Origin of the sequence: Pseudoalteromonas sp. BMB (assembly GCF_001709235.1) — a bacterium.
Classification (GTDB): Bacteria; Pseudomonadota; Gammaproteobacteria; order Enterobacterales; family Alteromonadaceae; genus Pseudoalteromonas; species Pseudoalteromonas maricaloris.
On record NZ_MBQA01000046.1, the window covers coordinates 77,757 to 100,400 of the forward strand.

Consider the following 22,644-nt stretch of genomic DNA (forward strand, 5'->3'; position numbering starts at 1 on the left):
TTATGCTAAAGACATGATGGCATCGCCAGCACTGACGGAATCGCCTTCAGAGACGAGTAGCTCTGCGACTTGGCCACTGTGTGTTGCACGCACCTCGGTTTCCATTTTCATGGCTTCCATGATGAGTACTACATCGCCTTCTTGCACCTCATCTCCTGCGCGCACCATAAGCTTAAAGATGTTGCCGGCAAGTGGCGCATTCAAAGTTTCACTGGAGCTTACCGAGGTTGATTGCGGTATAAGCTCACTGTCTTTGACTTGTACTTCTTGTAACTCACCACCTGGCGCAACTACCACATCATATACTTTGCCATCCACTTTTACGCTGTAACGCTCAGTAGCTGATGACTTAGCTTTAGCAGGCGCCGCTGCAGCTTTTTGTTGTTTGCTTTCAACAAGCGTCGGTTTTGGCTCAAACGCATCTGGGTTATTGCGATTTTTCAGAAATTTAAGGCCAATCTGCGGGAATAATGCATAGGTAAGCACATCATCAATAACCTCGTCGGCTAAGGTAATTTGTTCCTCTTTTGCCGTCGCGACTAGTTCGCTTTGTAAACTATCCAGCTCAGGTTCAATTAAGTCTGCAGGACGGCAGGTAATAGGCTCTGCGCCTTCAAGCACTCGTTGTTGCAAAGCTTGGTCGACTTGCGCTGGTGTCGCTCCATATTCGCCTTTCAGCACGCCAGCCGTTTCTTTGGTTATAGACTTGTAACGCTCACCGGTAAGTACGTTTAATACCGCTTGCGTCCCGACTATCTGTGAAGTTGGTGTTACGAGCGGTAAGTAGCCAAGTTCTTTACGCACACTTGGAATTTCTTTTAGTACCGCGTCAAGCTTGTCACCTGCACCTTGCTCTCGCAGTTGATTTTCCATATTGGTTAACATGCCACCAGGCACTTGTGCAGATAGAATACGACCATCTACTCCTTTCAAGCTGCCCTCAAAAGCTGCATATTTCTTTCTCACTTCACGGAAATAGGCTGCGATCTCTTCTAGCTCTAGTAAATCAAGCCCTGTATCACGTTCTGTACCTTCCACAATCGCCGCGATAGTTTCTGTTGCACTATGGCCATAGGTCATACTCATCGAAGATATCGCCGTATCGAGCATATCGATACCCGCATCTATGGCTTTTTGATAAGTTGCAGTACTGAGTCCTGTGGTTGCATGGCACTGCATTGCGATAGGAATAGAGACGGACGCTTTGAGCCCAGAGATTAACTTTTCGGCATCATAGGGTTTCAGTAATCCAGCCATGTCCTTGATACAAATGGAATGACAGCCTAAATCTTCGAGCTGCTTAGCTTGCGTGAGCCACATTTCCAGCGTATGAACAGGGCTTACGGTGTACGAAATCGTGCCCTGCGCATGCGCGCCCACTTTGATGGCCGCTTTAATAGCCGTTTCTAAGTTGCGCACGTCGTTCATTGCATCGAATATTCTAAATACATCTACCCCGTTATGGTGGGCACGTTCAACAAACTTTTCGACAACATCATCAGCATAATGACGATAGCCCAATAGATTCTGACCACGCAGTAGCATTTGCTGTTTGGTTTTTGGCATTGCAGCTTTCAGTGCACGGATCCGCTCCCATGGATCTTCGCCTAAATAGCGAATACACGAGTCGAAGGTTGCTCCCCCCCATGATTCAACAGACCAATAGCCCATATTGTCGAGCTTCTCAGCGATAGGAAGCATATCTTCCAAGCGCATTCTGGTGGCGAGTAATGACTGATGCGCATCGCGCAGCACTAATTCGGTTAGCTTTAACTGTGACATGCAAAACCCCTATTAATTGTTTTTTCTGTAGGCTGCAACGGCAGCGCTAATGGCTGCAATATGTGCCTGTGGCACACCCTGTGACGATGTTGCTCTGGTTGTTTTTGATCTTGTGGTACTTGGCTCTACTTCTTTAAATTGAGCAGCAAAGTTGGCCAACAGTCGCATCGCAAAAATCAAAATGGACAGAAAAACAAAAACACCAACCATACCGGTCAGCATGAGATTTCCTGCTTGCAGTAGCTGCGATCCAATATCCATTTTTACCCCTTACTTGCTGTTTGGTTTTCCTGTTCGATGTTAACGAACCGGTATAAACCTTCACTTTTTGTAGATATTTATTCACCTTATAACAAAAAATGTTCCACTGTAAAGTGCATTGTAAATTGGTATTACCAAAACACTTAACTTATAAACAATCAGTAAGTTAGCTTTGAAATCACTAATAAATATGGAAAACCAACGTAATAAATATGAAAAATATTCAAAATAGCGCCGACTAATACAGTGATTTTAATGAATATAGAATGGATTTTTGATTACGCAAGATAAATTGTAAATTGGACTGACCAAAAGTTAACGTTTACGTAAGCGTCATGCTGTATAACACGTATTTCGCTGGATATAGTAAAAGGGAACTGCAAACAATTTATTCGCATTACAGCTTTTTCAATATAGATGGGTATAATAAGGGGAAATTTTTGCCACAACGAACGTCTATGCCCTCCCTTGAACAAAATGAAAATTTATCTTTTCAAAGCCAATTTAAGTTAGATAAAGCCTATTATCGAGAGTGTTTTGAAGAATCTGAAGCCAATGGGCTTGCTGTTAAACCGAAATATGGCTTGCTTGTGCTGCTAATTACACTGGGGCTGTTTGCTATTTACGGATTGCAGGAGCACTACGTCGGGAACTTTCTTATTCTATTGGCTGTGGTTGAATGCGTCGCTTTCTACTATCGTAAAGCTTGGTGGGTGATAAGACAGTCATATTCTCGCGCTGCCGGTAATATCGTCGAGGTTTCAATCTCTAAAATAGGTATTAACACCAAAGCGACACATGCCGAATTTTCTTACCCATTTGACGACTTAGATAAACTCGTTGAAACGAACAGAGGTTTTTTGGTATTTCACCAAAACAAACCGAGCTATATCAGTAAATCTGGACTTAACGAAGGAGCGATTGCTTTTTTGTCTGAGCAAAGCCTGAAATAAGAAACCCCGCAGTGGCGGGGTTTTTTATGCCAGTCAAACCATGTTAACTAACATCGTAATTCAGTATTTGGTCAATTACATATTGCCCGGGCTAGATTTCTCAGCCTGAATTCGCATGTAAATTTCTTCACGGTGAACTGAAACATCTTTAGGCGCATTTACACCAATACGTACTTGGTTACCTTTAACACCTAGTACTGTTACAGTCACTTCATCACCAATCATCAGGGTTTCACCTACTCGACGAGTTAGTATTAGCATTCTCTTGCTCCTGTTATTCCAAAATTTAAAAGATTCCGCGTCAAATCCATTTTAAATAAAAGTTCCTAGAAAAGTAAGCAAAAACTTCTTTTACTCAGTACTTTCCAATTCGAATTTGGCATGTAAAGCCCGTACAGCTAGCTCTAAATATTTTTCTTCTACTAGTGCCGAGATTTTTATCTCTGATGTAGATACTAATAGAGTGTGAATATTTTCTTCGGCCAATGCCATAAAAAAGAGACCAGCAACACCTGAATGAGATTTCATTCCGATGCCAACCGCTGAGATTTTTGCCACGTTAGCATTAACCTCTACCGTTGCGCCACCTAAATTTTGTGCATGTTGCGCTAAAACTTCTTCCGCCAGAATACAATCATTTGTGTGCACAGTAAAAGCATAGTCTATTTTTTTCTCACTGTGGTTCAAATGGTTAATCATATCGACTTCGATATTATGCTCACCAAGAAGAGAAAGTATATTGGCAAGATTACTAGGTTTTGCATCTACATTGTTAACTAAGATAAGCGCTTCGTCTTTGACACTCGCTACCCCAGAGACCACTTTAGTGTTTTTCATCTTACCTTCCTCATAGCTAATTAAGGTGCCGTTATCAGGAGAAAACGAAGAAAGTACGCGCAGTGGTACATTATATCGACCGGCCGCTTCAACCGAACGGATCTGCAAAACTTTAGCACCCACACTGGCCAGCTCCAACATTTCAGGAAAGGTAATATGTGATAGACGCCTTGCATTTGGCTCTATTCGTGGATCGGTAGTGTACACACCGTCGACATCAGTATATATCTGACATTCGTCTGCTTGCAAAGCCCCTGCGATTTCAACTGCTGAGGTATCTGTACCACCACGCCCCAACGTGGTGATATTGCCTTCTTCATCGCGTCCTTGAAATCCGGCAATAATGGTTATTCGGTTATGCTCAAGCTCTTGCTTTAAGCGGGCCGTGTCTATTTCCGTGATCCGCGCTTTAGAGAACATGTTATCGGTTTTAATACCAACCTGATCGGCAAGTAAGCTCACGGCAGAATGCCCACGCTTAATGATGGCCATCGCCAATAACGCGATAGAAACTTGTTCGCCGGTGGTGATCAACACATCTAGCTCACGGGAACTTGGACGTGCATCGATTTGTTGGGCAAGGGAAATGAGACGGTTTGTCTCGCCTGACATTGCAGACAACACGACCACCACTTGGTGGCCTTGTTGTTGTGTTTTGATAACGTGTTCGGCAACCGCCTCAATACGCTCTACCGAACCTACCGAGGTGCCACCAAACTTTTGTACAATCAGCGCCACTTGCTGATTACTGCGTTACTTCATTTAACCAAGTTGGAACACTGTTTAGTGCTGCGTCTAGGTTTTCTGGTTGTGAACCACCCGCTTGCGCCATATCAGGACGACCGCCACCTTTACCACCGACTTGAGAAGCCATGTGATTAACTAGCTCACCTGCTTTTACCTGACCAACTAAGTCTTTCGTTACGCCAGCGATTAGGCTTACTTTATCGCCATTTGCTACACCTAGCGCAATGACACCTGAGCCAATCTTGTTCTTCAGATCATCGACCATGCCACGCAGTGCTTTAGACTCAGTTCCTGCAACGTTCGCTACGAGTAATTTAATCCCATTCACTTCCGTTACAGAGTCAAGTAGCGTTGCACCCGCGGCACTTGCTAGTTTGTCATTTAGTTGAGCAACTTGCTTTTCAAGGCCTTTTGACTTTTCAAGTAGCGCAGATACTTTTTCTAGCACTGATGAGGTATCACCCTTAACCAAAGCCGCAATTTCAGAAAGCACTTGCTCTTGCTCATTAACATAAGCGATAGCATCAGCACCTGTTACTGCTTCGATACGACGAACACCCGCTGCGATACCGCCTTCCGAAACAATCTTGAATAGACCAATATCACCTGCGCGTTTTACGTGTGTGCCACCACAAAGCTCAATTGAGTATCCACCGATTGAAACGACTCGAACTTCATCATCGTACTTTTCACCAAAGAGCGCCATCGCTCCTTTGTCTTTGGCAGCATCGATATCCATCAACTCAGTTTGCAAAGCAAAGTTACGGCGGATCTCTGTGTTCACTGCATCTTCTACTTGCTGCAACTGTGCTTTAGTAACGCCTTCAAAATGTGAAAAGTCGAAACGCAAACGATCTGGCAGTACCAATGAACCTTTTTGAGTAACATGATCACCCAGTAAATCACGCAGTGCTTTATGTACTAAGTGCGTTGCAGTATGGTTTTTCTTCACTCGCTCGCGGCGCTCAGCATCAATACGTGCATCGGCTTTATCGTTAACACCAATGCGGCCAACCACATGACCATGGTGTGCAAATGCATTACCTAGCTTTTGCGTGTCAGTAACCACAAACTCGCCGTTAGCCACTTTTAGTACACCCGTATCACCAACTTGGCCGCCTGACTCAGCATAGAAAGGCGTGCGGTCAAGGATAACCACACCTTGTTCACCATCTTCTAACGTATTGGTGTGTTGACCTTCTTTAAAGATTTCAACCACAGTGCCGGTATAGTGCTCAGCGTCATAGCCTTTAAAGTCAGTGTTTTTATCAGACTTCAAGCGCTCGTTGTAATCTGCACCGAACTTGCCAGCCGCTTGCGCTTTTTTACGCTGCTCTTCCATACATGCTTGGAAGCCGCGCTCGTCGATCGTCATAAAGCGCTCACGCGCCACATCCGCCGTTAAGTCTGCAGGGAAGCCGTAAGTGTCATACAGTTTGAACACTAAATCGCCTGGAATAACGTCACCTTCAATACCAGCTAGGCTTTCTTCTAGAATAGTTAAACCACGGTCTAAGGTTTTACCAAACTGATCTTCTTCGATACGCAATACTTTTTCGATAATTGCTTGTTGCTTCACTAATTCAGGGTAAGCTTCACCCATCTGCTCAGCGAGTGCAGCAACTAACTTATAGAAGAATGCCCCTTTTGCACCGAGTTTATTACCGTGGCGAACTGCACGACGAATGATACGGCGTAGCACGTAACCACGACCTTCATTCGATGGCATGACGCCGTCAGCAATAAGGAACGCACACGAACGAATGTGGTCAGCAACTACACGTAGTGATTTATCTTCTAAATCTTGAGCATCTGTTACTTTTGCAGCGGCTTTAATCAGCGCTTGGAACAGGTCAATCTCATAGTTTGAGTGCACACCTTGCATAATTGCAGAGATACGCTCAAGGCCCATGCCGGTATCAACCGATTGCATCGGCAGCGGCTCCATTGTGCCATCTGCATGACGGTTGTACTGCATGAATACTAAGTTCCAGATCTCAATGAAGCGATCACCGTCTTCTTCTGGTGAGCCCGGAGGTCCACCCCAAATGTGCTCACCGTGGTCATAAAAGATTTCAGAGCAAGGACCACAAGGACCCGTGTCGCCCATTGACCAAAAGTTATCCGCCGTCGCAATACGGATGATCCTGTCTTCAGGAACACCAACTTGTTTTGACCAGATATCAAATGCTTCGTCGTCTTCATGGTAAACCGTGACTAGTAGCTTTTCTTTTGGCAGCTTGATCACATCCGTAAGGAAACCCCAAGCAAACTTAATTGCGTCGGTTTTAAAATAGTCACCGAAGCTAAAGTTACCTAGCATTTCGAAGAAAGTATGGTGCCTTGCGGTATAACCTACGTTTTCAAGGTCATTATGTTTACCACCAGCACGAACACAACGCTGTGAACTGGTTGCTCGCGTATAAGGGCGTTTTTCTGCACCCAAGAATGCATCTTTAAACTGCACCATACCAGCGTTGGTGAACAGTAAGGTGGCATCATTACCCGGAATTAACGAGCTTGAAGGCACCACTTGGTGCTGTTGTTTAGCAAAGAAATCTAAGAAGCTTTGCCTGATTTGTGCGGTAGTCATATGCTGCATGTGATCATTCACCCTTTATTTCTTCTTGCTCTGCTGCAGTCATTGCAGCTTCAATTGCAAAATCTATTTCATCAAAACTAAAACCACGATAACTCATGTAACGTACGCGCTTAGTTTTTTCTTTATATTCTATCGGTTGTGCGCAAAGACCGTACTTTTTTTCATAGGTTTTTGCGGCTTGCATGTACCAATCAATTTCACGCTCAGCGATTAGCGTATGCAAAGTCTCTCGGCTCACACCCTTTTGCCCTGCATCCATTAATACACGCTTTTCTCCAAGTCCTTTTGCAATCTGGCGGTTTAAAAAGCTCTCTGCATAGCGGTCGTCATTAACGTAATCAAGCGACTTTAGCCAAGATACCAATTGCTCCGCGACTGCCGCTGTAGCCCCTTTTTGCAGTAGCTTTTGCGTCAACCCTGACTCAGAATACTCTTGTCTCGACAATAACCAAACCGCATAGTTTTTTAGCTTTTTAACTTCTTGTTCATCCATCAGGCGTCAAAGCGTCCTGAGTCAGACTGAGAGATGTTAGCATTTTCATCATTTTCCTTCTTTTCAACGATAATTGGCATAAACATCGCCTGAAAAGAAACAAAAAAGCCTATCATGGCGACTGGCATGATAATAATCGCCGGGATCATCGATAGCGGTATAGACGCGACGATAAGCGCTGCGACGACTAAGCCGTAAATACTCAGCGCAGCCATATTATGATAAAAAGCGGCAAGCGAGCACTTCATCGCATGAAAAATACGTTTTTCACCTTGGAAAAAGACCTGAGGCACAACAAAAGCAAAGGCCATCATAATGACCGATTGTGCAATCACAAATACTGCAACTTCGGCAAAACTAATATTGCCCGCGATAAGTCCGATAAGTTCATTCGGATCGGTGTTTGGGCCAACACTCTCGAGCGCAGTCGCCACATCACTAAATAGCACACCGGCAACCATAGTCAGCAACAGTGCACCTGCCATTTGATAAATACCAACTCGGAACAAGTGTAATCGGCGGCCTTTTGCTGCAAAAGGCTCAAAAATGTCAGCCAACTTTATTGGTTTATTGATCTGTTTATTGATAACGGCAAGATAGAAGCCAGCGCTTAAAAAAGGACCTGACAAGGCTGCGATAATATGAAAAATAGGTGCGAACAGGGGTAATAGGCTTACTACCGCCATGAAAATGTACATCAGCATGAAAGTCATAGGCTGGGTTTTGAAAATTGCCCACCCGGCTTTTAGCCACTGCACGCCCATGCTTGCTTTGAATGTTCTAATTGGTGTCGACATAGTCCACTTAATTTAAGCTATAACGTCTTTGATTATACTGATTACCGCGTCGAGTGAAAAGGCATGAAAGGCGGATTTGTCAGCGCTTTTTAGCATATTTTAAACAAATACTGATGGTAGACGTAACCTACTTGGACATCTTAAGTTTTAAGGGATTGGAAAGAGAATAGAATGTTTGATATGACAAGCCAACCGAAGCACTTACCTAGTCGGCTTGTTGTGATAAGCATATACGCTTAGGCTAATCCGCTTTTGATATCTTTTTGATATCCAGCATGTGGGCACCGTGTTGGATCTTGGTTTTTAAATACTGTTCATTACCAGAAACCCCAGCCTTAACATGCGCCTGAGTGCCGACTACTTCATCGACGGTAATACCCGCATTTCTCAACGCCTTCAGCTTTCTAGGGTTGTTCGTCATTAACTTAACATGGTTTAACCCTAGCGCCTGAAGCATCAACACGGCATCAGAGAAGTCTCTTAAGTCATCTTCAAAGCCAAGGTGGTTGTTTGCCTCGTAAGTGTTCATCCCTTGCGATTGCAATACATAAGCATCGATTTTATTGTACAGGCCAATGCCACGACCTTCTTGGCGCAAATATAACAAAATGCCGCCTTGCTTATGCATCGCCTCGATACATTCATTTAACTGTTCGCCACAATCACAACGAGAAGAATGAAAGACATCGCCGGTTAAACACTCTGAGTGCATACGAATTAGGGGAATTTGCTGCTGACTGTCTGCGCTATTAAATACCAGCGCAACATGTTCTTGGCCGTCTTTTAGCCCTGAAAAAGAAACTATTTCTGCAGGGATATTACTATGCTGCCCTACATTCAGCCCGACTCTCGCTCTTACTTCTGCCACGTCTTAATCTTGCCTAATGTGATAATATAACAATATGCTACCATAAATGGGATATGGTGTCTCTAAGTTCATTATACAAGGGCAAGACGGACATCGCATTGGTAAATGTCAAAATTCGAACTAGGCTATATAAAAAGGAAAGCGAAAACATTTATAACTCATGCGCTCTGTTTTTATCTGCCTACTATTTTTAACCACATTCAGCTACGGCTCTGACATCGATTTCAGTGGCTTTGCTACGCTCAAGGCGGTTAAAACAGACTCCCATACTGCCAAAATCAGAGAGTCCATTTCACAACCACACGGTGTAGAAAGAGATGAACTCGACTTTTCATTTTCATCTTTGGGCCTACAAGCCGAATGGCATGCTAGTGATAATTTGGAGCTTGTTGGACAGCTGCTGTTAAAAGAACAACATGATGACCGAGTGAAAAACGCTATTAAACTGGCATTTTTACGTTACCACTTAAACTCAAATTGGCAATTCCGGGCAGGACGTACCGGGTTAGATCTATTCTTAATGACTGAATATCGAGATATCGGCTACTCGATGGATATGGAACACCCTCCCGTTGAATTTTACTCTATTATCCCACATCAGAACTTGGATGGCGTTGACATTCAGTACCGCACGCCGCTTGATCAGGGCATCGCCAGTATCAAGGCATATTGGGGGCGCTCCGAGTCACCGATCTACAGCGATTATGAGTTTTTTTGGAATGTAGAACTCAAATCTATCTTGGGTGTAGCGGTACAGTACGAAACGTTAAATTGGCTGTTTAGAGCCAACTATACAACAACACAAGCAGCCAATGAACACGAGCAGCAAAAGCAGTTACGTGATGCACTCACGCAAGTTCCCCTACAAGTTTGGCCAACCAAAAATGAGCTGATCGATTCTCTTTATATCATCGACAAACGCTTCACCTACAGCGCAGTCAGTATGAGATATGATGACTCAAATTGGCTACTACAGAGTGAAATATCGCTGACGGATTCCAACTCCAGCGTGCTCAACCACTTAAAAGCAGGCTACATCACTCTGGGCAAGCGCTTTGATTTAAATACCTTGTCTTTCACCTACTCAGTTGCCAAGTCCGATAATGAGCCAAGTGTAGAGCCTGGTCCACTCGTCCCATTACCTGAATTAATGCAAATTTACGAGGCGGCTTCCATGCACTCTGGTTTTTATCAACTGGATCAGCATAGCACTTCCCTAACGTGGCGACGTGAATTGAGCCCGACATTAGCGCTAAAGTTCAATTGGAAACATACCTCTGCTGACCATTTGCCCAGCGCTTTCTACCTTCACAATACAGAGCAATTTAGTGATCCTGACCTTTCCTTCAACACATTTACGCTTAGTTTTAATTGGGTGTTCTGATGAATAGGTTACTTATTGCTGTTTTCTTCCTTGTTTCTTACCCAATTTCAGCAACAGCCGATATTGCCGTCATCGTTAACAAAGACAACCCCATCGAGTCGATATCGCAGCGCCAACTCATCGACATGTACATGGGAAAATACGTTGCTTTTCCCAACGGCGATATGGCCGTGACCTATGACTACGAAAAATCGCATCCTTTAAGAGGCCCTTTTTTTCTGGCACTGACAGGACGTAATGAAAGCCAAATCAACGCCTATTGGTCAAGAATAAAATTCAGCGGCAAAGTTTCTCCCCCTCAGTCATTTTCCTCACCGTCGACTATACTTGAAAATATCAGAAATACGCCAAATGCAATCGGCTATGTTCCAGCAGACTTTGTGACCGGTGATGTGAAGGTAATTTACCAAATCGATGACTAAATATGGGCTGATCGTGCGACTAGCACTCGTGCTTGTTGTCTCGACTTTAATTTTTTCAATGCTTTACGCTAAGTTATATCACGACCATATTGTTGAGCGTGAACTTCGGCGCTCTAATACTATTATCGGGCAAATTGGCCAAACCGTGTCGTCTTCTTCCTCTATTGCGACTTATCTCAATGACAAAGACCTTGCTGTAGAAGTTATTAATGGCCTAGTCAGTAACGACGTTATCTCTTCTGCCGCAATCAAAAGTGAAGAAAAGTGGCTCGCTCAAAGCGTAGGATTTAAGCCGAAAAATGCGACCATTATTAAGCTTAATCATCCGTTTTTGTTGAGTGAAATCGTAGGTGAGATCTATATTCAACCAAATTCCGTTTTTATCGAGCAAAGTGCTAGAGATATCGCTCGTTCAAGCGTTCAAACTTTGTTGGTCGTCATCATCCCGATATTAATCATCTTTACCGTCGTGACACACTTCATAGTAACGAAACCCCTGAGTTATTTAAGTAGTCAAATTGCTAGGGTTATTCCTGGAGCCCCCTTGAATTTAGTCGTGCCTAAAGGACATGAATCAAGTGAAATAGGTGATATTGCAAGCAATACCAATCAACTTATTGCAAAAACCGCTTCTATGTTCGAGCAAGAACGGCAACTACGAGCTGATATCGAAATCCTTGAGAAGCGCTTTAGACTCATGTTTGAGCGCTCATCTTCTCCCACTCTACTGGTAAAAGACAAAGGTGAAGTGATATTAGCTAATGATGCCGCTTGTGATTTGCTGGCAGGTATGGCAATTGACCTTGATGAATATTTTCCCGAAAGCTTCGGTCGCTACTGCAAAACTCCGGATATTCTCTACACCTTTACGGAGCATACCTTGGAGCTTAACCAGCCAACTCAATCAGAGTTTGAGTTTATCAACCCCATGACCGAACAACCTGTTTGGCTGAGTGTCATCATGCTGAGAGTGGAAAGCAGCGGACAATTCTATTTACAGGTGTTTTTATCAGATATCACGCTGAGAAAAACCGTGTTTCAAGAACTCAATAAAAAGGCTAACCGCGATAAGCTAACAGGCCTCTATAATCGCCATGGTACTGAGATCAAGATCAACGAGTGGTTAGATACCGAAACTCCGTTTAGCTTATTTATTATTGATTTAGATGAGTTTAAACCAATCAATGATATTTATGGCCATAACGCCGGAGACGCTATGTTAAAGCATATCGCCACTCAAATTAGTACTCAGGTTAGAGAACAAGATGTGGTTTGTCGCTGGGGAGGTGATGAGTTTTTAATTGCCTTGCACTGTGCCAAAAATGAAAAGTTGCAGCGCATCGCTGAAAACCTGCTAGAGGCGATAAACACCGAGATGATTTGGCAAACGCCAGAAGGGAAATCACTGCCACTGCGAGTTGGCGCGAGCATAGGTATTGCAAGCTATCCAAGAGACGCGGTTGAGCTAAGCCAATTAATTGAGTGTGCTGATGTCGCTATGTATACGGTAAAAAAAGACAAGAAAAACGCCTTTCAATTTTACTCTTTAAGCGCTTAATTATACCGCTCAAGTTATACCAATTCGCTTAATTAAGTGATCTATTTTGAGGCGAGAGAATCTTGTCGATAACTAGGCGAAAATTTTGCTATTTAGTTATTCTAAATGAGAAATTTTTAACGCTGTTAGCGTCAGATTTACTCCTTCAAATTGAGCAAGTATTAAGACTAATTGGTATTAGTGTGTACCGATGTACGACAGTCCACCAGCACACCTAACTTGCCTTTATCTACTGAAAGTGACTTATCTGCTGCATTGCCTCTTGAATATATTCAAAGTTTGGCTCTTGCTCTGATGGCCTGTTAGTTTCATCGAGCGTCTCGTAGGTTCCCATGGGCGAGACTTCAATAATTTGCTGCTTACTCACAACCGCATATTTGTTGTAGCTACTAAGTAGTAACCAATTTCTCTCTTTAACGGGCCCGGTTAGGTTATAACCCGTACTATACTCTTCAGGCGTGTTTTTAATCCCTAAATACTCATTCATCAACGTTGGAGCCAGGTCTAAGTGACTGGTTATCACATTTGAGGCTTGCCAATGCTGCCACTTTTCGCTTTTTGGTCCAACAACAATAAATGGCACCTTTATCTGCGGCTCAGTAAAATTACTATTATGTCCCCAGTAATTAAGCTTGTTGTCATTCAGCTCTTCACCATGATCTGACGTGATAATCACCAGTGTATTCTCTATATCAAGCTGCGCTAATACCGATGCAGCAAGACTATCTACAAAGTGTGTACTGGTAAGATAACGATTTAAAATTGATTCTCTATCATAATCGTTGTCCAATAACATATGGTTAATGGGACCGTGCATTGGCTCAAACCCGGCATGGTAACCCTCAGGAACTGCGTAGCCATGGATTGCATCATAAAAGAGAAAACTGAAAGACGGCTGGTTTGGATCTTTATTAGCATACCATTTAGCCCAATTTTTGGTGATCTGCTCATCCCTAGCTAAAACGTCATCACCTTCAGTATGTGTTTTCAAGCCTATAATGTTGGCAAAGACTGTTTCATTGAACTCAGGGCGAACAAGCTGAGCAGAAGAGAATATTCCAAGTTGGTAGTTCAACTCCCGCATTCTGTCCATCAATAACGGTGTAACACGATTGTTGTAAATGTCCTGCCAAGCGGTGCCAGGCAAGCCATAAAATAACCCGGTTATCCCTGTGCGTGTAGAATTTCCAGTAGAGAAGTGTTGATTGAAGACCACTCCCTGTTGTGAGAATCGCCAAATATTGGGAGTCACTTGCGCTGTAAAAGCATCATACCGCCATGAATCCAGCACCACAAAAACAATATCAAGAGGCTTCTTAACTGGCTCCACTTCAATAGGTTGTAAAGGATAGTTAAATTGTCCTTGTGTTAAAGACATAGATTTCTGCTGCGCCAATGCAGCTTCATCTAGCAAATCATATCTACGCAAAAAGGAGTTTGCTGTTGCGGGTTTGTAGAGAGGTAAGTACTTACTGAAACCTGTGATCGGTTGATATACCGTCGCACTTGCCCAAGCATGAATAGTATTGCTCGCCAACAGCGCAAAAATGGTTACGCTGGTAAACTTTCGACCAAAACGCAGCTGCATTACGGCTCGGGGCTTACTTAACCATGTTGACAGGTAAAACTGGACAACAAATATCATAACAAAAATGGCTACCGCTTGAGCCCATGCAATTGGCGAGAACTCAATAACTTGGCCAGCAAGCAGCATATCGACAATAACACCGTTAATATGAAACTTGTAAAGCTCAAAGCACAAGCTATTTGCAATAAGTGCTACGAAAAACAATGCATAAAATAAAGCAAAGCATACGGATCTCACTTTATTTGACTGTAACCATACTAAAGGCATAGCGACAATACTCACTAATGCTGTGAGTAAAGCCATATGGCTCCACGTTGATACGGAAACGTAAAATAATGTCAGTCCTTGATAATCGGCAGGGTTGGTATTTACAACGTTTATGGTAATTAAGATTGAGCAAAGAGAGTTGATAAGAACCAACCAGCCGAACTGGTGAAACCGATGACGCAATAGCACAGTTCAAATTGTTCCTTTAATAGAAAATTTGACTGTTATATTACCGTTCTGACATATTAGTGTCACATTAAAAATTGTGAAAAAGTTTAACGCCGAAACAAGTCGCTTTGTTAGTACTGTTTCAATATCGTTTCTTTATAGTTTTCTGCTTTTATTTCAACTTGATACTTGCTAGCCAGTGAATCCAGCTCTGCTTGCCACATCGCCAAATCATCCATCGTTATGGTATTGTCATCCAATTGCCATAGCTGACGAGATCCCGCATAGCTATACTGAATCGCCGCCATCGCATCTACATCCCCCTGCTGCGCTGCCTGTTTTAACTTTGCCATTTTACGGGTGATTTTGTTCAGTGATTGCTTTAAGTCCCACACATAACTTACTTCGGTCATAAAGGGATGCGCTTTGTGCTTTTTGAGCACGAGCCCAATGACGATGCTGGTCACGACTACACCAGTTAAATTCCAATGAAAATGGCTACCATCAACATCAGGAAATAATTGGATCAATAACTGAGCAATCCCTAAACTACCGATTGTTAGCGCTGCAACGCAAGCAATGATAACTTGATTTAGATGTTTGCGATAACGCGCCTTGTTGATCTCAACTAACTTCATAACAACCTATGATCACGAAAAATTAAATAATGTACTCTGCTCCTCGTGCATTGTAATCCAAGGCCTGTAACCAAACCAAGATACATATCAAAAAAATCTAAAAACTTTCACCCCGTTTCCGTTACTCAAACGTTCTATGTTACGAAAACAACATAACGGGGATAAAATCATGACGACATTAGCCACTCTTCAACAGCCTAATTCAGCAATTCCAAAACTCGCACTATCGCTTGTTGGCGCAGTTATTATTACTTTTGCCACCTTTGGCTTTATGCAAAACTTGGTCTCTCAAGAGCTCACTCGCCCCATTATCGACATAGAAGTATTTGATCTTACTATTGCAGCGGATCGAGAGGACTCTCCAGTCGAAGAAAAAAGGGTAATGCCAGAACCACCAAAACCAATAACGGCCCCGATTAGACCTACTGAAAATATCGTTGATACAGGAGATAATCTACAAATTAGTAGCGAGACACCTCGCTTAGATTTAGGTAAGTTTACTAACACAATGACGCTGCAATTCTCCACCGATGGGCAAGCGACTCCACTTGTTAGAAGCAACCCTAACTATCCGCCCGCGGCTGCTAGAGATGGAGTGGAAGGCTGGGTAGAAATGGAGTTTGCCATTTCTCCACAAGGCGAAGTGATTGATGTTAAAGTGACGAATGCGGAGCCTAAAAGAGTATTTGATCAGGCTGCTGTCAGAGCACTAAGGAAATGGAAATATAGACCACTTATTGTTGATGGAAAACCGCAGCCGCAATACGCTCAGCGCGTTGTATTAGAGTTTACACTGGAACAATAACAGCCATTGATACGTAATCAATTTGAGTCGCTGAGTCACGAAGTAAACTTCTTAATTTAGCTTATTGATATTAGGGTCTGTTGACCCTTGAGACTTAGGATTGCCTATGCTGAGTAGCTTGAAAATGTGGCGTGCTCGCGCCACCAGCAACGTAGAAGATCCGCTTTATGAATATGCGACGACGGGTAAAGTAAAATACCTAGAGCAAGTCATTGAGCGCTATCAAAGTGATTTATTTCACTTTCTAAAAACACAAACACAGGCGGCGTCGGCAGAAGATATATGTCAAAAAACATGGCTAAAAATCATCGAAAAGAAAAGCGCTTATCGACAGCAGGGTCACCCCAAGGCTTACTTGTTTCACATTGCACGTAACTTGCTAATCGATTCAATCAGGGCCTCAGGTAAACTCTCTGAGTTGACAGATAGTAAAGTAGGTATGACCAACTCCAATGAGTTTACAAAAACATCGGAGGAACAGTGGCTATACCAGCAAATTGCTGCACTTCCTTTATTACAAAAAGAGGCGCTAAGCTTACAGTTAGAGGGCTTCAGCTTAGCTGAAATAGCGCAAATTGTAGGGGCCACACAAGAGACTGTAAAAACTCGAATTAGATACGCAAAAGAGACACTAAAGTCTCAAGTGGGTGAAAACCATGAGTAATTTAGACAAATTTGACGCCAAGTTAAAAGCGGCTTACCAAGCTAGCAAGCAGGACAAACCGTTAACTTTGGCTACTCGCATCAAGGTGCGACTAGTTAGCTTTGCCCATCATTTTTTGGGTCGTATAGAAACTTGGCAGTGGAGCGCGGTTACTTGTTCAGTCGCTTTACTTTTCACCTTATGGTATCAAAATCAACATGTTGATATTGATAAAGAATATAACTCAAGTGCTCATTTAGTCAGTTATGGAGATTTTCAACACATCGAAACGCATGAGCTACAGCAGGGCCAGTATCTTGCCCGTATAGACGAACAGAAAAAAGTGCTGGATGCTAGATTTGAGGCTGCGCAACAACAAGTTCAAGAACAGCGTTACGGTCGACTCGTTGCGATTAACGATGATGCTTGGTTAATTGAAGAGTGTAATACCCATACTCTCATCGAGTTAAAACAGAGCTTACTTAGCGCCATGCCGCAACCAAAAACCAGTGTCATTAATTTTAATACGCCAGTTATGCTAGCACTGTCGACCACCAACCAAGGGCAAATTATTGCAATTGAAAGTATAGGGCAAAACCAAGTTTTGGCTTGCCCCTAACAGGCGCTCTTAAATCATAATAAGGCTGGCAATAAAGAAGCAGATAATAGCTAATACGCCCCCCACCAGTGCATAGGGTAATTGGGTTTTAACATGAGTCAGTAGGTCACACCCTGATGCCAGTGCCGATACCGCGCTGGTATCAGAGATAGGCGAGCAGTGATCGCCAAATATACCACCGCTTAAAATAGCACCAAGCACAAGCGACGGCGGCAAGCCAAGCGCTTGAATCAGTGGCACACCAATCGGTATTAATATGGCAAAGGTGCCCCATGATGTGCCAGTTGTAAATGACATGATTGCACCTGTAATAAAGAGTACAGGTACTATCAAGTAAATAGGCAGATAGTCACCAACTAAAGACGCAACAAAAGTCCCTGTTCCCAACTCTTTTAAACTTGCACCTAGAGTCAAAGAGAGTAACACAATGCTTACCAATGGCAGCAGCTCCCCCATCCCCTTAAAGCCAACATCCATTAGCTCGTGATGACTAAATCTCTTACCAGTTAAAAGCAGCAGGTACGCAACGGTTGAAGCTAAAATTGTGGCATAAAGTACTGACTTAGAACCACTACCATTTGCCAATACACCATCGCCTGTCCAAAACATAAATCCAATCATACTTACAATCAGCGTTAATAAAGGGATCAGCATATAACGCGATTTGGTGGCACTTGGCCCACTACCTATTTCAGCTGTATGGTGCTTTAACTCTTGCTCTGCGGCCCTCATCGGTCCATGAACTTTATCAAAGACAATAGTATAGAGAACAATTAACAGTGCAATAATCGCATAAAAATTAAACGCGACACTACCCCATAAAATACTCACTGCCGACTGCTCAAGTTCGTAGTTACTTAGCAATCCAAGCACATAAGCACCCCAACCATTAAGCAAAATCAAAATACATACAGGAGCGCTAGTACTATCGATGATATAAGCCAAGCGAGCCCGACTCATCTTGAACTTATCAAATAGTCCCCTCGCAACAATACCAGAGGTTAGTACACTCATATTTGATTCGATGAACACTGCCGTGCCAGTAAACATGGTTAGTAAGCCAACCTGACGTTTACTTTTAGCGACGCCTCGATTAAGCAGCATATTCACCGTTGCAGCAACTCCACCTGACTCTCTAATGTAGGCGAGCAATGCACCTATCACGATGCTAAAAATCAAGATCCGGCTGTTACCTGCCGATGTCGCAACCTCAATAACACGTTCAATACTGCCTACGAATGTGCCGGCAATTAGCGACTGCTGACCATGTAGAGCCAATAAAAATTCGGAAGAAACTAGCGCTAAAATCAATGCGATAATCACTTCTTTACGCCAAAACACGACTGCAATTGCAATCAAAGGTGGCAAAATCGAGTACCAAGCCATATAGTTTAATCTATAAATTCAAAACACTTAGCTTAAGTTAAGCGGTTTAAAACACCAAGTCTTTGCGACTAAATTAAATTTAAGTCAACATTTAACCCCAATACTGGTACAATGAGTGTGTTTTGTGCAATTATATTCCTTTTTGGTCTATCGTAACGTTCCAATTGAACCTATAATATGGACAGATTAATTTAGTTCGGATTGAGTATCGCATGTCTACATTTGTCAAAATAAAAGCACTTCGTCCATCACTATCAAATAGTGAAGCAAAGCTTGCTGACTTTACCTTGAACTCGGGCGATAAAATCCGTGCGCTTTCTTCCGTTGAGCTGGCACGCGAAGCCGGTGTCAGCCAATCTAGCGTCGTAAAATTTGCCCAAAAGCTGGGTTATAAAGGATTTCCAGCATTTAAACTTGCCGTTGTTGATGCGCTCAACGAGCAAACGGATACCAGCGCACCAATTGATGAGTTAATTTCCAGTAATGACTCCATCGAGTTAATCGCAGATAAATTACAACTAAAACAGCAAAATGTTATTTCCGAAACTCGAAAACTTAACTCAGCAAAACAGTTTGAGAACGCAATTCAGTTGGTGAAGAACGCACGAAAAGTCATTGTGTGTGCACTTGGTAGTACTTTCACTATGGCCCAAGATTTAACTTGGAAACTCCAAAAACTTGGTATTCCGGCAATTGCTCAGGTTGATGAAATCAGCGCCTCTAGCTTTATTGCAACGATGGGGAAGGACGATCTTTTTATTGTGATCAGCAATACAGGAACCAGTAAGAGCTTGCTAACCTTGACTAATCAAGCATTGGACAATGGTTGTAAATGTCTTGCCATTTCTCGTTATGGTAGCCACTCACTTGCGGAAATGGCAGATGCGATACTGTATTGTATCAATGAAGGAGAGCCACTTAAACATTCAGGCATGCTGTCTCGTACTTCTCAAGCCTACCTTATTGATGTGTTATTCACGGCACTTGCCCAATCAAACCTGCATTGGCAAAAACGCGTGGATAAGGCCAATGAAAACATGCAAGTATTGCGTAGCGAGTAAGACTTAAGCCACTCACGGCAGACTCGTGCTGCCGTTTACCTCTAGCAAAAACCCGTTACAGTCTCGGGTATAATAAATACTTTTTCCGCTGCTTTAAAAAATCTTGTACATCCTGCTGCCACAGTGTTCTCAACTCTGATGCCGATTGGCCAGACTCAATGGCTTTGCGGATTTTGTCCGTGCCTGCAAGCTTATCGAGAAAATCGGGGGACTGAAAAAACGCTTTATTCTCGTGCTTGAACTGTGCGTATGCAGCAACAAACCAAGTTAGATCAAAACCTCGTACATTGCTGTTTCTTAAATCCTGCCCGAACGCAGTCACACCATTTAATTTAGGGTTGGAAGCCGCACCTAGCACTGGTTGAGGAGTAAACTGAAACTCACCCAATTTAGGATCTGAGTAGCCAAAAACTTGAAATGGAAAATCCGTTCCACGACCAACAGAAATAGGTGTCGCTTCAAAAAAGCATAAAGATGGATACAAGTAGATTGCTTGCTGGTTTGGTAGGTTAGGACTTGGCGGGATCGGCAATCTGTATTCAGTGTTACCGCTATAGTTTCGCATTGGAAATACACGTAACTGTAGCGCTGTAAGCGAGGTTAACCACCCTTCTCCTTTAATCATAGTCGCCAGTTCGCCAACGGTCATGCCATGCAATACGGGAATGGGATGCATACCAACAAAAGATTGAAATGGTTTTTCTAATAATGGGCCATCAACATATGCGATATTTGGATTTGGCCTATCAAAAACCCAAAATTCAATATTTGCATCGGCTGCGGCTTCCATCGCGAGGTGCATAGTGCTGATGTATGTATAAAAGCGCAACCCCACATCTTGAATATCAAAGATAAGCACATCAATATCTTTGAGCTGCTCAGGCCTTGGCTTTTTATTACTGCCATAAAGCGAAATGATTGGTAGCCCAGTTTTCACATCCTTTGCATCATCTACTTTAGCACCCGCATCATAATTACCACGAAAACCGTGTTCCGGTGCAAAGACCTTTTTAACATCCACTTCTTTATTAAGTAAGTAATCAACTAGATGTTGGTCGTCAACGCGGGATGTTTGGTTTACGATTAATCCGACGCGCTTACCTTTTAACACAGGTAAATACTCTTCTGCGCGCTCAGCACCTAATGTAAGCGCTTCAACAGTTAAAGGAACACAACAAAAAACAAGTAGTAAACAAATTCTGAGTGATTGAAACATATAACGCTTTCTCTAAATAAATACGCGATTAGGGTATCAGTCAGAAAAAAAATGAAAAGTGTTTCGGGAGTTTAATCATGCAGTAGTGAATCTCTGAGCGTTGTCGTATTCAACTTCCGTAACAGATCGCAGGGTAAACCTCCGAGCGTCGATGTATTCAACTTTCGTAACAGCTCGCAGGGTAAACCTGCTCCTACATGGATATTAGACACAAAAAAACCGACTTTCATCGGCTTGTTTATCTCTTTATTTTACCACTTGAGGAAAAGTGGCGGACGCAGGATGTGTGTTGTGAAGAGTGAACCTCCGAGCGCCGTCATATTCAACTTTCGTAAAAGATCGCAGGGTAAGCCTGCTCCTACACGAGACATTTAAGCACAAAAAAACCGACTTTCGTCGGCTTGTTTATCTCTTTATTTTAACCACTTGAGATAAGTAGTGGATGCAGGACGTATGTTGTGGAGAGTGAACCTCCGACCGCCTGTTTTTACCTTCACTCTTTAACCACTTGAGGAAAAGTGGCGGATGCAGGACATATATTGTGGAGAGTGAACCTCCGAGCGTCGTCGTCTTCAACTTCCGCAAAAGATCGCGGGGTAAACCTGCTCCTACATGGATATTAGACACAAAAAAACCGACTGTCGTCGGCTTGTTTATCTCTTTATTTTACCACTTGAGGAGAAGTGGCGGACGCAGGAGGATTCGAACCTCCGACCGCCTGGTTCGTAGCCAGGTACTCTATCCAGCTGAGCTATGCGTCCGTTATGAATGTATAGTTTTCCAACTGCTTTATATTTAACCACCTAAAGAAAAGTGCCGGACGCAGGACGTATTTTGTGAAGGTGAACCTCCGACTTCCTGTTTCCTACCTTTATTATTTAACCACTCAAGGAGAAGTGGCGGACGCAGGAGGATTCGAACCTCCGACCGCCTGGTTCGTAGCCAGGTACTCTATCCAGCTGAGCTATGCGTCCGTACAAGACAACCATTAAAAATGGCGGAGAGGGAGGGATTCGAACCCTCGATAGGGCTACAAACCCTATACTCCCTTAGCAGGGGAGCGCCTTCGGCCACTCGGCCACCTCTCCGTCTTGTGGGGCGTATAATATAGGTTAGAAAAAATATGTCAAATACTTTTCTTGTAAAAAAGCACTGAATGGTGATAGATTGTGCAGTCTGCTTAGTTACTCGGCACTAACGCCAATTTTTACTCATTTTGTAGGGGGTTAGGATCGCTGTAGGTATTTCTTAATGCACGTTGTTGACGCAAAACTTCGTCCAAAAATGCTTCTTGATAACCAAGCTGCTGAAACTCAGCGATACAAGCCCGATAATATAAAATTCTCGCTTGCTCGTGCTCATCGACATTTTCAAACTCATTATTGCTCATCTTATCGGATTCCCTATTTGTTATTTTTAACGCAGCATTAGAACTTGAAAAAGACTAGTTAGGAAATTGGGATAATCTAGTTTCAAAAGAGAAACAACTTTTATGATGAGTAGGAGTTGGCAATAACTACATAATAAAACTAAGTATTTAAAAATACTG

21 protein-coding genes and 3 tRNA genes are annotated in these 22,644 nt (G+C 43.0%); 8 read left to right on the plus strand and 16 right to left on the minus strand.

Features of this window, described 5'->3' with window-relative positions:
* The gene (gene oadA / locus BB427_RS03480) at positions 1–1,782 is read right to left on the minus strand and encodes a sodium-extruding oxaloacetate decarboxylase subunit alpha (RefSeq protein ID WP_069018958.1); all 1,782 of its coding nucleotides are present in this window, start codon (positions 1,780–1,782) and stop codon (positions 1–3) included.
* 12 nt (positions 1,783–1,794) lie between these two features.
* Positions 1,795–2,043 (minus strand): OadG family protein, encoded by a 249-nt coding sequence (locus tag BB427_RS03485; RefSeq protein WP_010375931.1) that lies wholly within the window; start codon positions 2,041–2,043, stop codon positions 1,795–1,797.
* A gap of 440 nt (positions 2,044–2,483) precedes the next feature.
* Here BB427_RS03485 and BB427_RS03490 point away from each other — a divergent pair, with 440 nt between their 5' ends.
* The gene (locus BB427_RS03490; RefSeq protein ID WP_254663573.1) at positions 2,484–2,996 is read left to right on the plus strand and encodes a YcxB family protein; all 513 of its coding nucleotides are present in this window, start codon (positions 2,484–2,486) and stop codon (positions 2,994–2,996) included.
* Between the two features lie 75 nt (positions 2,997–3,071).
* Here BB427_RS03490 and csrA read toward each other — a convergent pair whose 3' ends face one another.
* The 6 genes from csrA to BB427_RS03520 form a co-directional block, all read right to left on the minus strand.
* The gene (csrA, locus tag BB427_RS03495) at positions 3,072–3,257 is read right to left on the minus strand and encodes a carbon storage regulator CsrA (protein ID WP_010375935.1); all 186 of its coding nucleotides are present in this window, start codon (positions 3,255–3,257) and stop codon (positions 3,072–3,074) included.
* Between the two features lie 90 nt (positions 3,258–3,347).
* The gene (locus BB427_RS03500) at positions 3,348–4,571 is read right to left on the minus strand and encodes an aspartate kinase (RefSeq protein WP_069018960.1); all 1,224 of its coding nucleotides are present in this window, start codon (positions 4,569–4,571) and stop codon (positions 3,348–3,350) included.
* Positions 4,572–4,578: 7 nt separating this feature from the next.
* Positions 4,579–7,182 carry an alanine--tRNA ligase gene (gene alaS / locus BB427_RS03505; RefSeq protein WP_069018998.1) on the minus strand — a complete coding sequence of 868 codons (2,604 nt, stop codon included), beginning with the start codon at positions 7,180–7,182 and terminating at the stop codon, positions 4,579–4,581.
* Between the two features lie 4 nt (positions 7,183–7,186).
* On the minus strand, positions 7,187–7,675 hold the full coding sequence (locus BB427_RS03510) for a regulatory protein RecX (RefSeq protein ID WP_010375943.1): 489 nt from the start codon (positions 7,673–7,675) through the stop codon (positions 7,187–7,189).
* Entirely contained in the window at positions 7,675–8,472 is a 798-nt protein-coding gene (locus BB427_RS03515; RefSeq protein ID WP_069018961.1) for a BPSS1780 family membrane protein, read from the minus strand. Before BB427_RS03515 ends, BB427_RS03510 begins: the two co-directional genes overlap by 1 nt.
* Before the next feature lie 241 nt (positions 8,473–8,713).
* Positions 8,714–9,340 carry a GTP cyclohydrolase II gene (locus BB427_RS03520; RefSeq protein WP_010606207.1) on the minus strand — a complete coding sequence of 209 codons (627 nt, stop codon included), beginning with the start codon at positions 9,338–9,340 and terminating at the stop codon, positions 8,714–8,716.
* 160 nt (positions 9,341–9,500) lie between these two features.
* Here BB427_RS03520 and BB427_RS03525 point away from each other — a divergent pair, with 160 nt between their 5' ends.
* The 3 genes from BB427_RS03525 to BB427_RS03535 are packed head-to-tail and all read left to right on the plus strand — an operon-like array spanning position 9,501 to position 12,704.
* Positions 9,501–10,724 (plus strand): hypothetical protein, encoded by a 1,224-nt coding sequence (locus tag BB427_RS03525; protein WP_045989898.1) that lies wholly within the window; start codon positions 9,501–9,503, stop codon positions 10,722–10,724.
* Complete coding sequence (locus BB427_RS03530) at positions 10,724–11,146, plus strand: hypothetical protein (protein WP_069018962.1); 423 nt, start codon at positions 10,724–10,726, stop codon at positions 11,144–11,146. Before BB427_RS03525 ends, BB427_RS03530 begins: the two co-directional genes overlap by 1 nt.
* Entirely contained in the window at positions 11,139–12,704 is a 1,566-nt protein-coding gene (locus BB427_RS03535) for a sensor domain-containing diguanylate cyclase (RefSeq protein WP_069018963.1), read from the plus strand. Before BB427_RS03530 ends, BB427_RS03535 begins: the two co-directional genes overlap by 8 nt.
* A gap of 229 nt (positions 12,705–12,933) precedes the next feature.
* Here BB427_RS03535 and BB427_RS03540 read toward each other — a convergent pair whose 3' ends face one another.
* Both BB427_RS03540 and BB427_RS03545 read right to left on the minus strand, forming a co-directional pair.
* The gene (locus BB427_RS03540) at positions 12,934–14,748 is read right to left on the minus strand and encodes a DUF3413 domain-containing protein (RefSeq protein ID WP_254663574.1); all 1,815 of its coding nucleotides are present in this window, start codon (positions 14,746–14,748) and stop codon (positions 12,934–12,936) included.
* A gap of 110 nt (positions 14,749–14,858) precedes the next feature.
* Positions 14,859–15,365, minus strand: coding sequence for a DUF3087 domain-containing protein (locus BB427_RS03545; protein WP_069018965.1), 507 nt, complete (start codon positions 15,363–15,365; stop codon positions 14,859–14,861).
* Positions 15,366–15,534: 169 nt separating this feature from the next.
* On the opposite strand from BB427_RS03545, the gene BB427_RS03550 reads away from it, so the two are divergent.
* From BB427_RS03550 to BB427_RS03560, 3 genes are all read left to right on the plus strand, one after another.
* Positions 15,535–16,170: an energy transducer TonB gene (locus BB427_RS03550; RefSeq protein WP_069018966.1), complete on the plus strand. Its 636-nt coding sequence runs from the start codon at positions 15,535–15,537 to the stop codon at positions 16,168–16,170.
* A 106-nt stretch (positions 16,171–16,276) separates the two neighbouring features.
* Positions 16,277–16,834, plus strand: coding sequence for an RNA polymerase sigma factor (locus tag BB427_RS03555; protein ID WP_069018967.1), 558 nt, complete (start codon positions 16,277–16,279; stop codon positions 16,832–16,834).
* Complete coding sequence (locus BB427_RS03560; RefSeq protein WP_069018968.1) at positions 16,827–17,432, plus strand: hypothetical protein; 606 nt, start codon at positions 16,827–16,829, stop codon at positions 17,430–17,432. Before BB427_RS03555 ends, BB427_RS03560 begins: the two co-directional genes overlap by 8 nt.
* A gap of 9 nt (positions 17,433–17,441) precedes the next feature.
* Here the strand turns inward: BB427_RS03560 and BB427_RS03565 are convergent, their stop codons facing one another.
* The gene (locus tag BB427_RS03565; protein ID WP_069018969.1) at positions 17,442–18,818 is read right to left on the minus strand and encodes a Na+/H+ antiporter NhaC family protein; all 1,377 of its coding nucleotides are present in this window, start codon (positions 18,816–18,818) and stop codon (positions 17,442–17,444) included.
* Between the two features lie 212 nt (positions 18,819–19,030).
* On the opposite strand from BB427_RS03565, the gene BB427_RS03570 reads away from it, so the two are divergent.
* Complete coding sequence (locus BB427_RS03570; RefSeq protein WP_010375966.1) at positions 19,031–19,879, plus strand: MurR/RpiR family transcriptional regulator; 849 nt, start codon at positions 19,031–19,033, stop codon at positions 19,877–19,879.
* Between the two features lie 55 nt (positions 19,880–19,934).
* On the opposite strand, the gene BB427_RS03575 is transcribed toward BB427_RS03570, so the two are convergent.
* The 5 genes from BB427_RS03575 to BB427_RS03595 form a co-directional block, all read right to left on the minus strand.
* Entirely contained in the window at positions 19,935–21,095 is a 1,161-nt protein-coding gene (locus tag BB427_RS03575; RefSeq protein ID WP_069018970.1) for an exo-beta-N-acetylmuramidase NamZ family protein, read from the minus strand.
* Positions 21,096–21,779: 684 nt separating this feature from the next.
* Positions 21,780–21,856 (minus strand) — tRNA-Arg (locus tag BB427_RS03580).
* Positions 21,857–21,992: 136 nt separating this feature from the next.
* Positions 21,993–22,069: transfer RNA gene (locus BB427_RS03585), tRNA-Arg, on the minus strand.
* 21 nt (positions 22,070–22,090) lie between these two features.
* A tRNA-Ser gene (locus tag BB427_RS03590) sits at positions 22,091–22,183 on the minus strand.
* Between the two features lie 119 nt (positions 22,184–22,302).
* Complete coding sequence (locus tag BB427_RS03595) at positions 22,303–22,485, minus strand: hypothetical protein (protein WP_010375970.1); 183 nt, start codon at positions 22,483–22,485, stop codon at positions 22,303–22,305.
* Between the last annotated feature and the right edge of the window lie 159 nt (positions 22,486–22,644).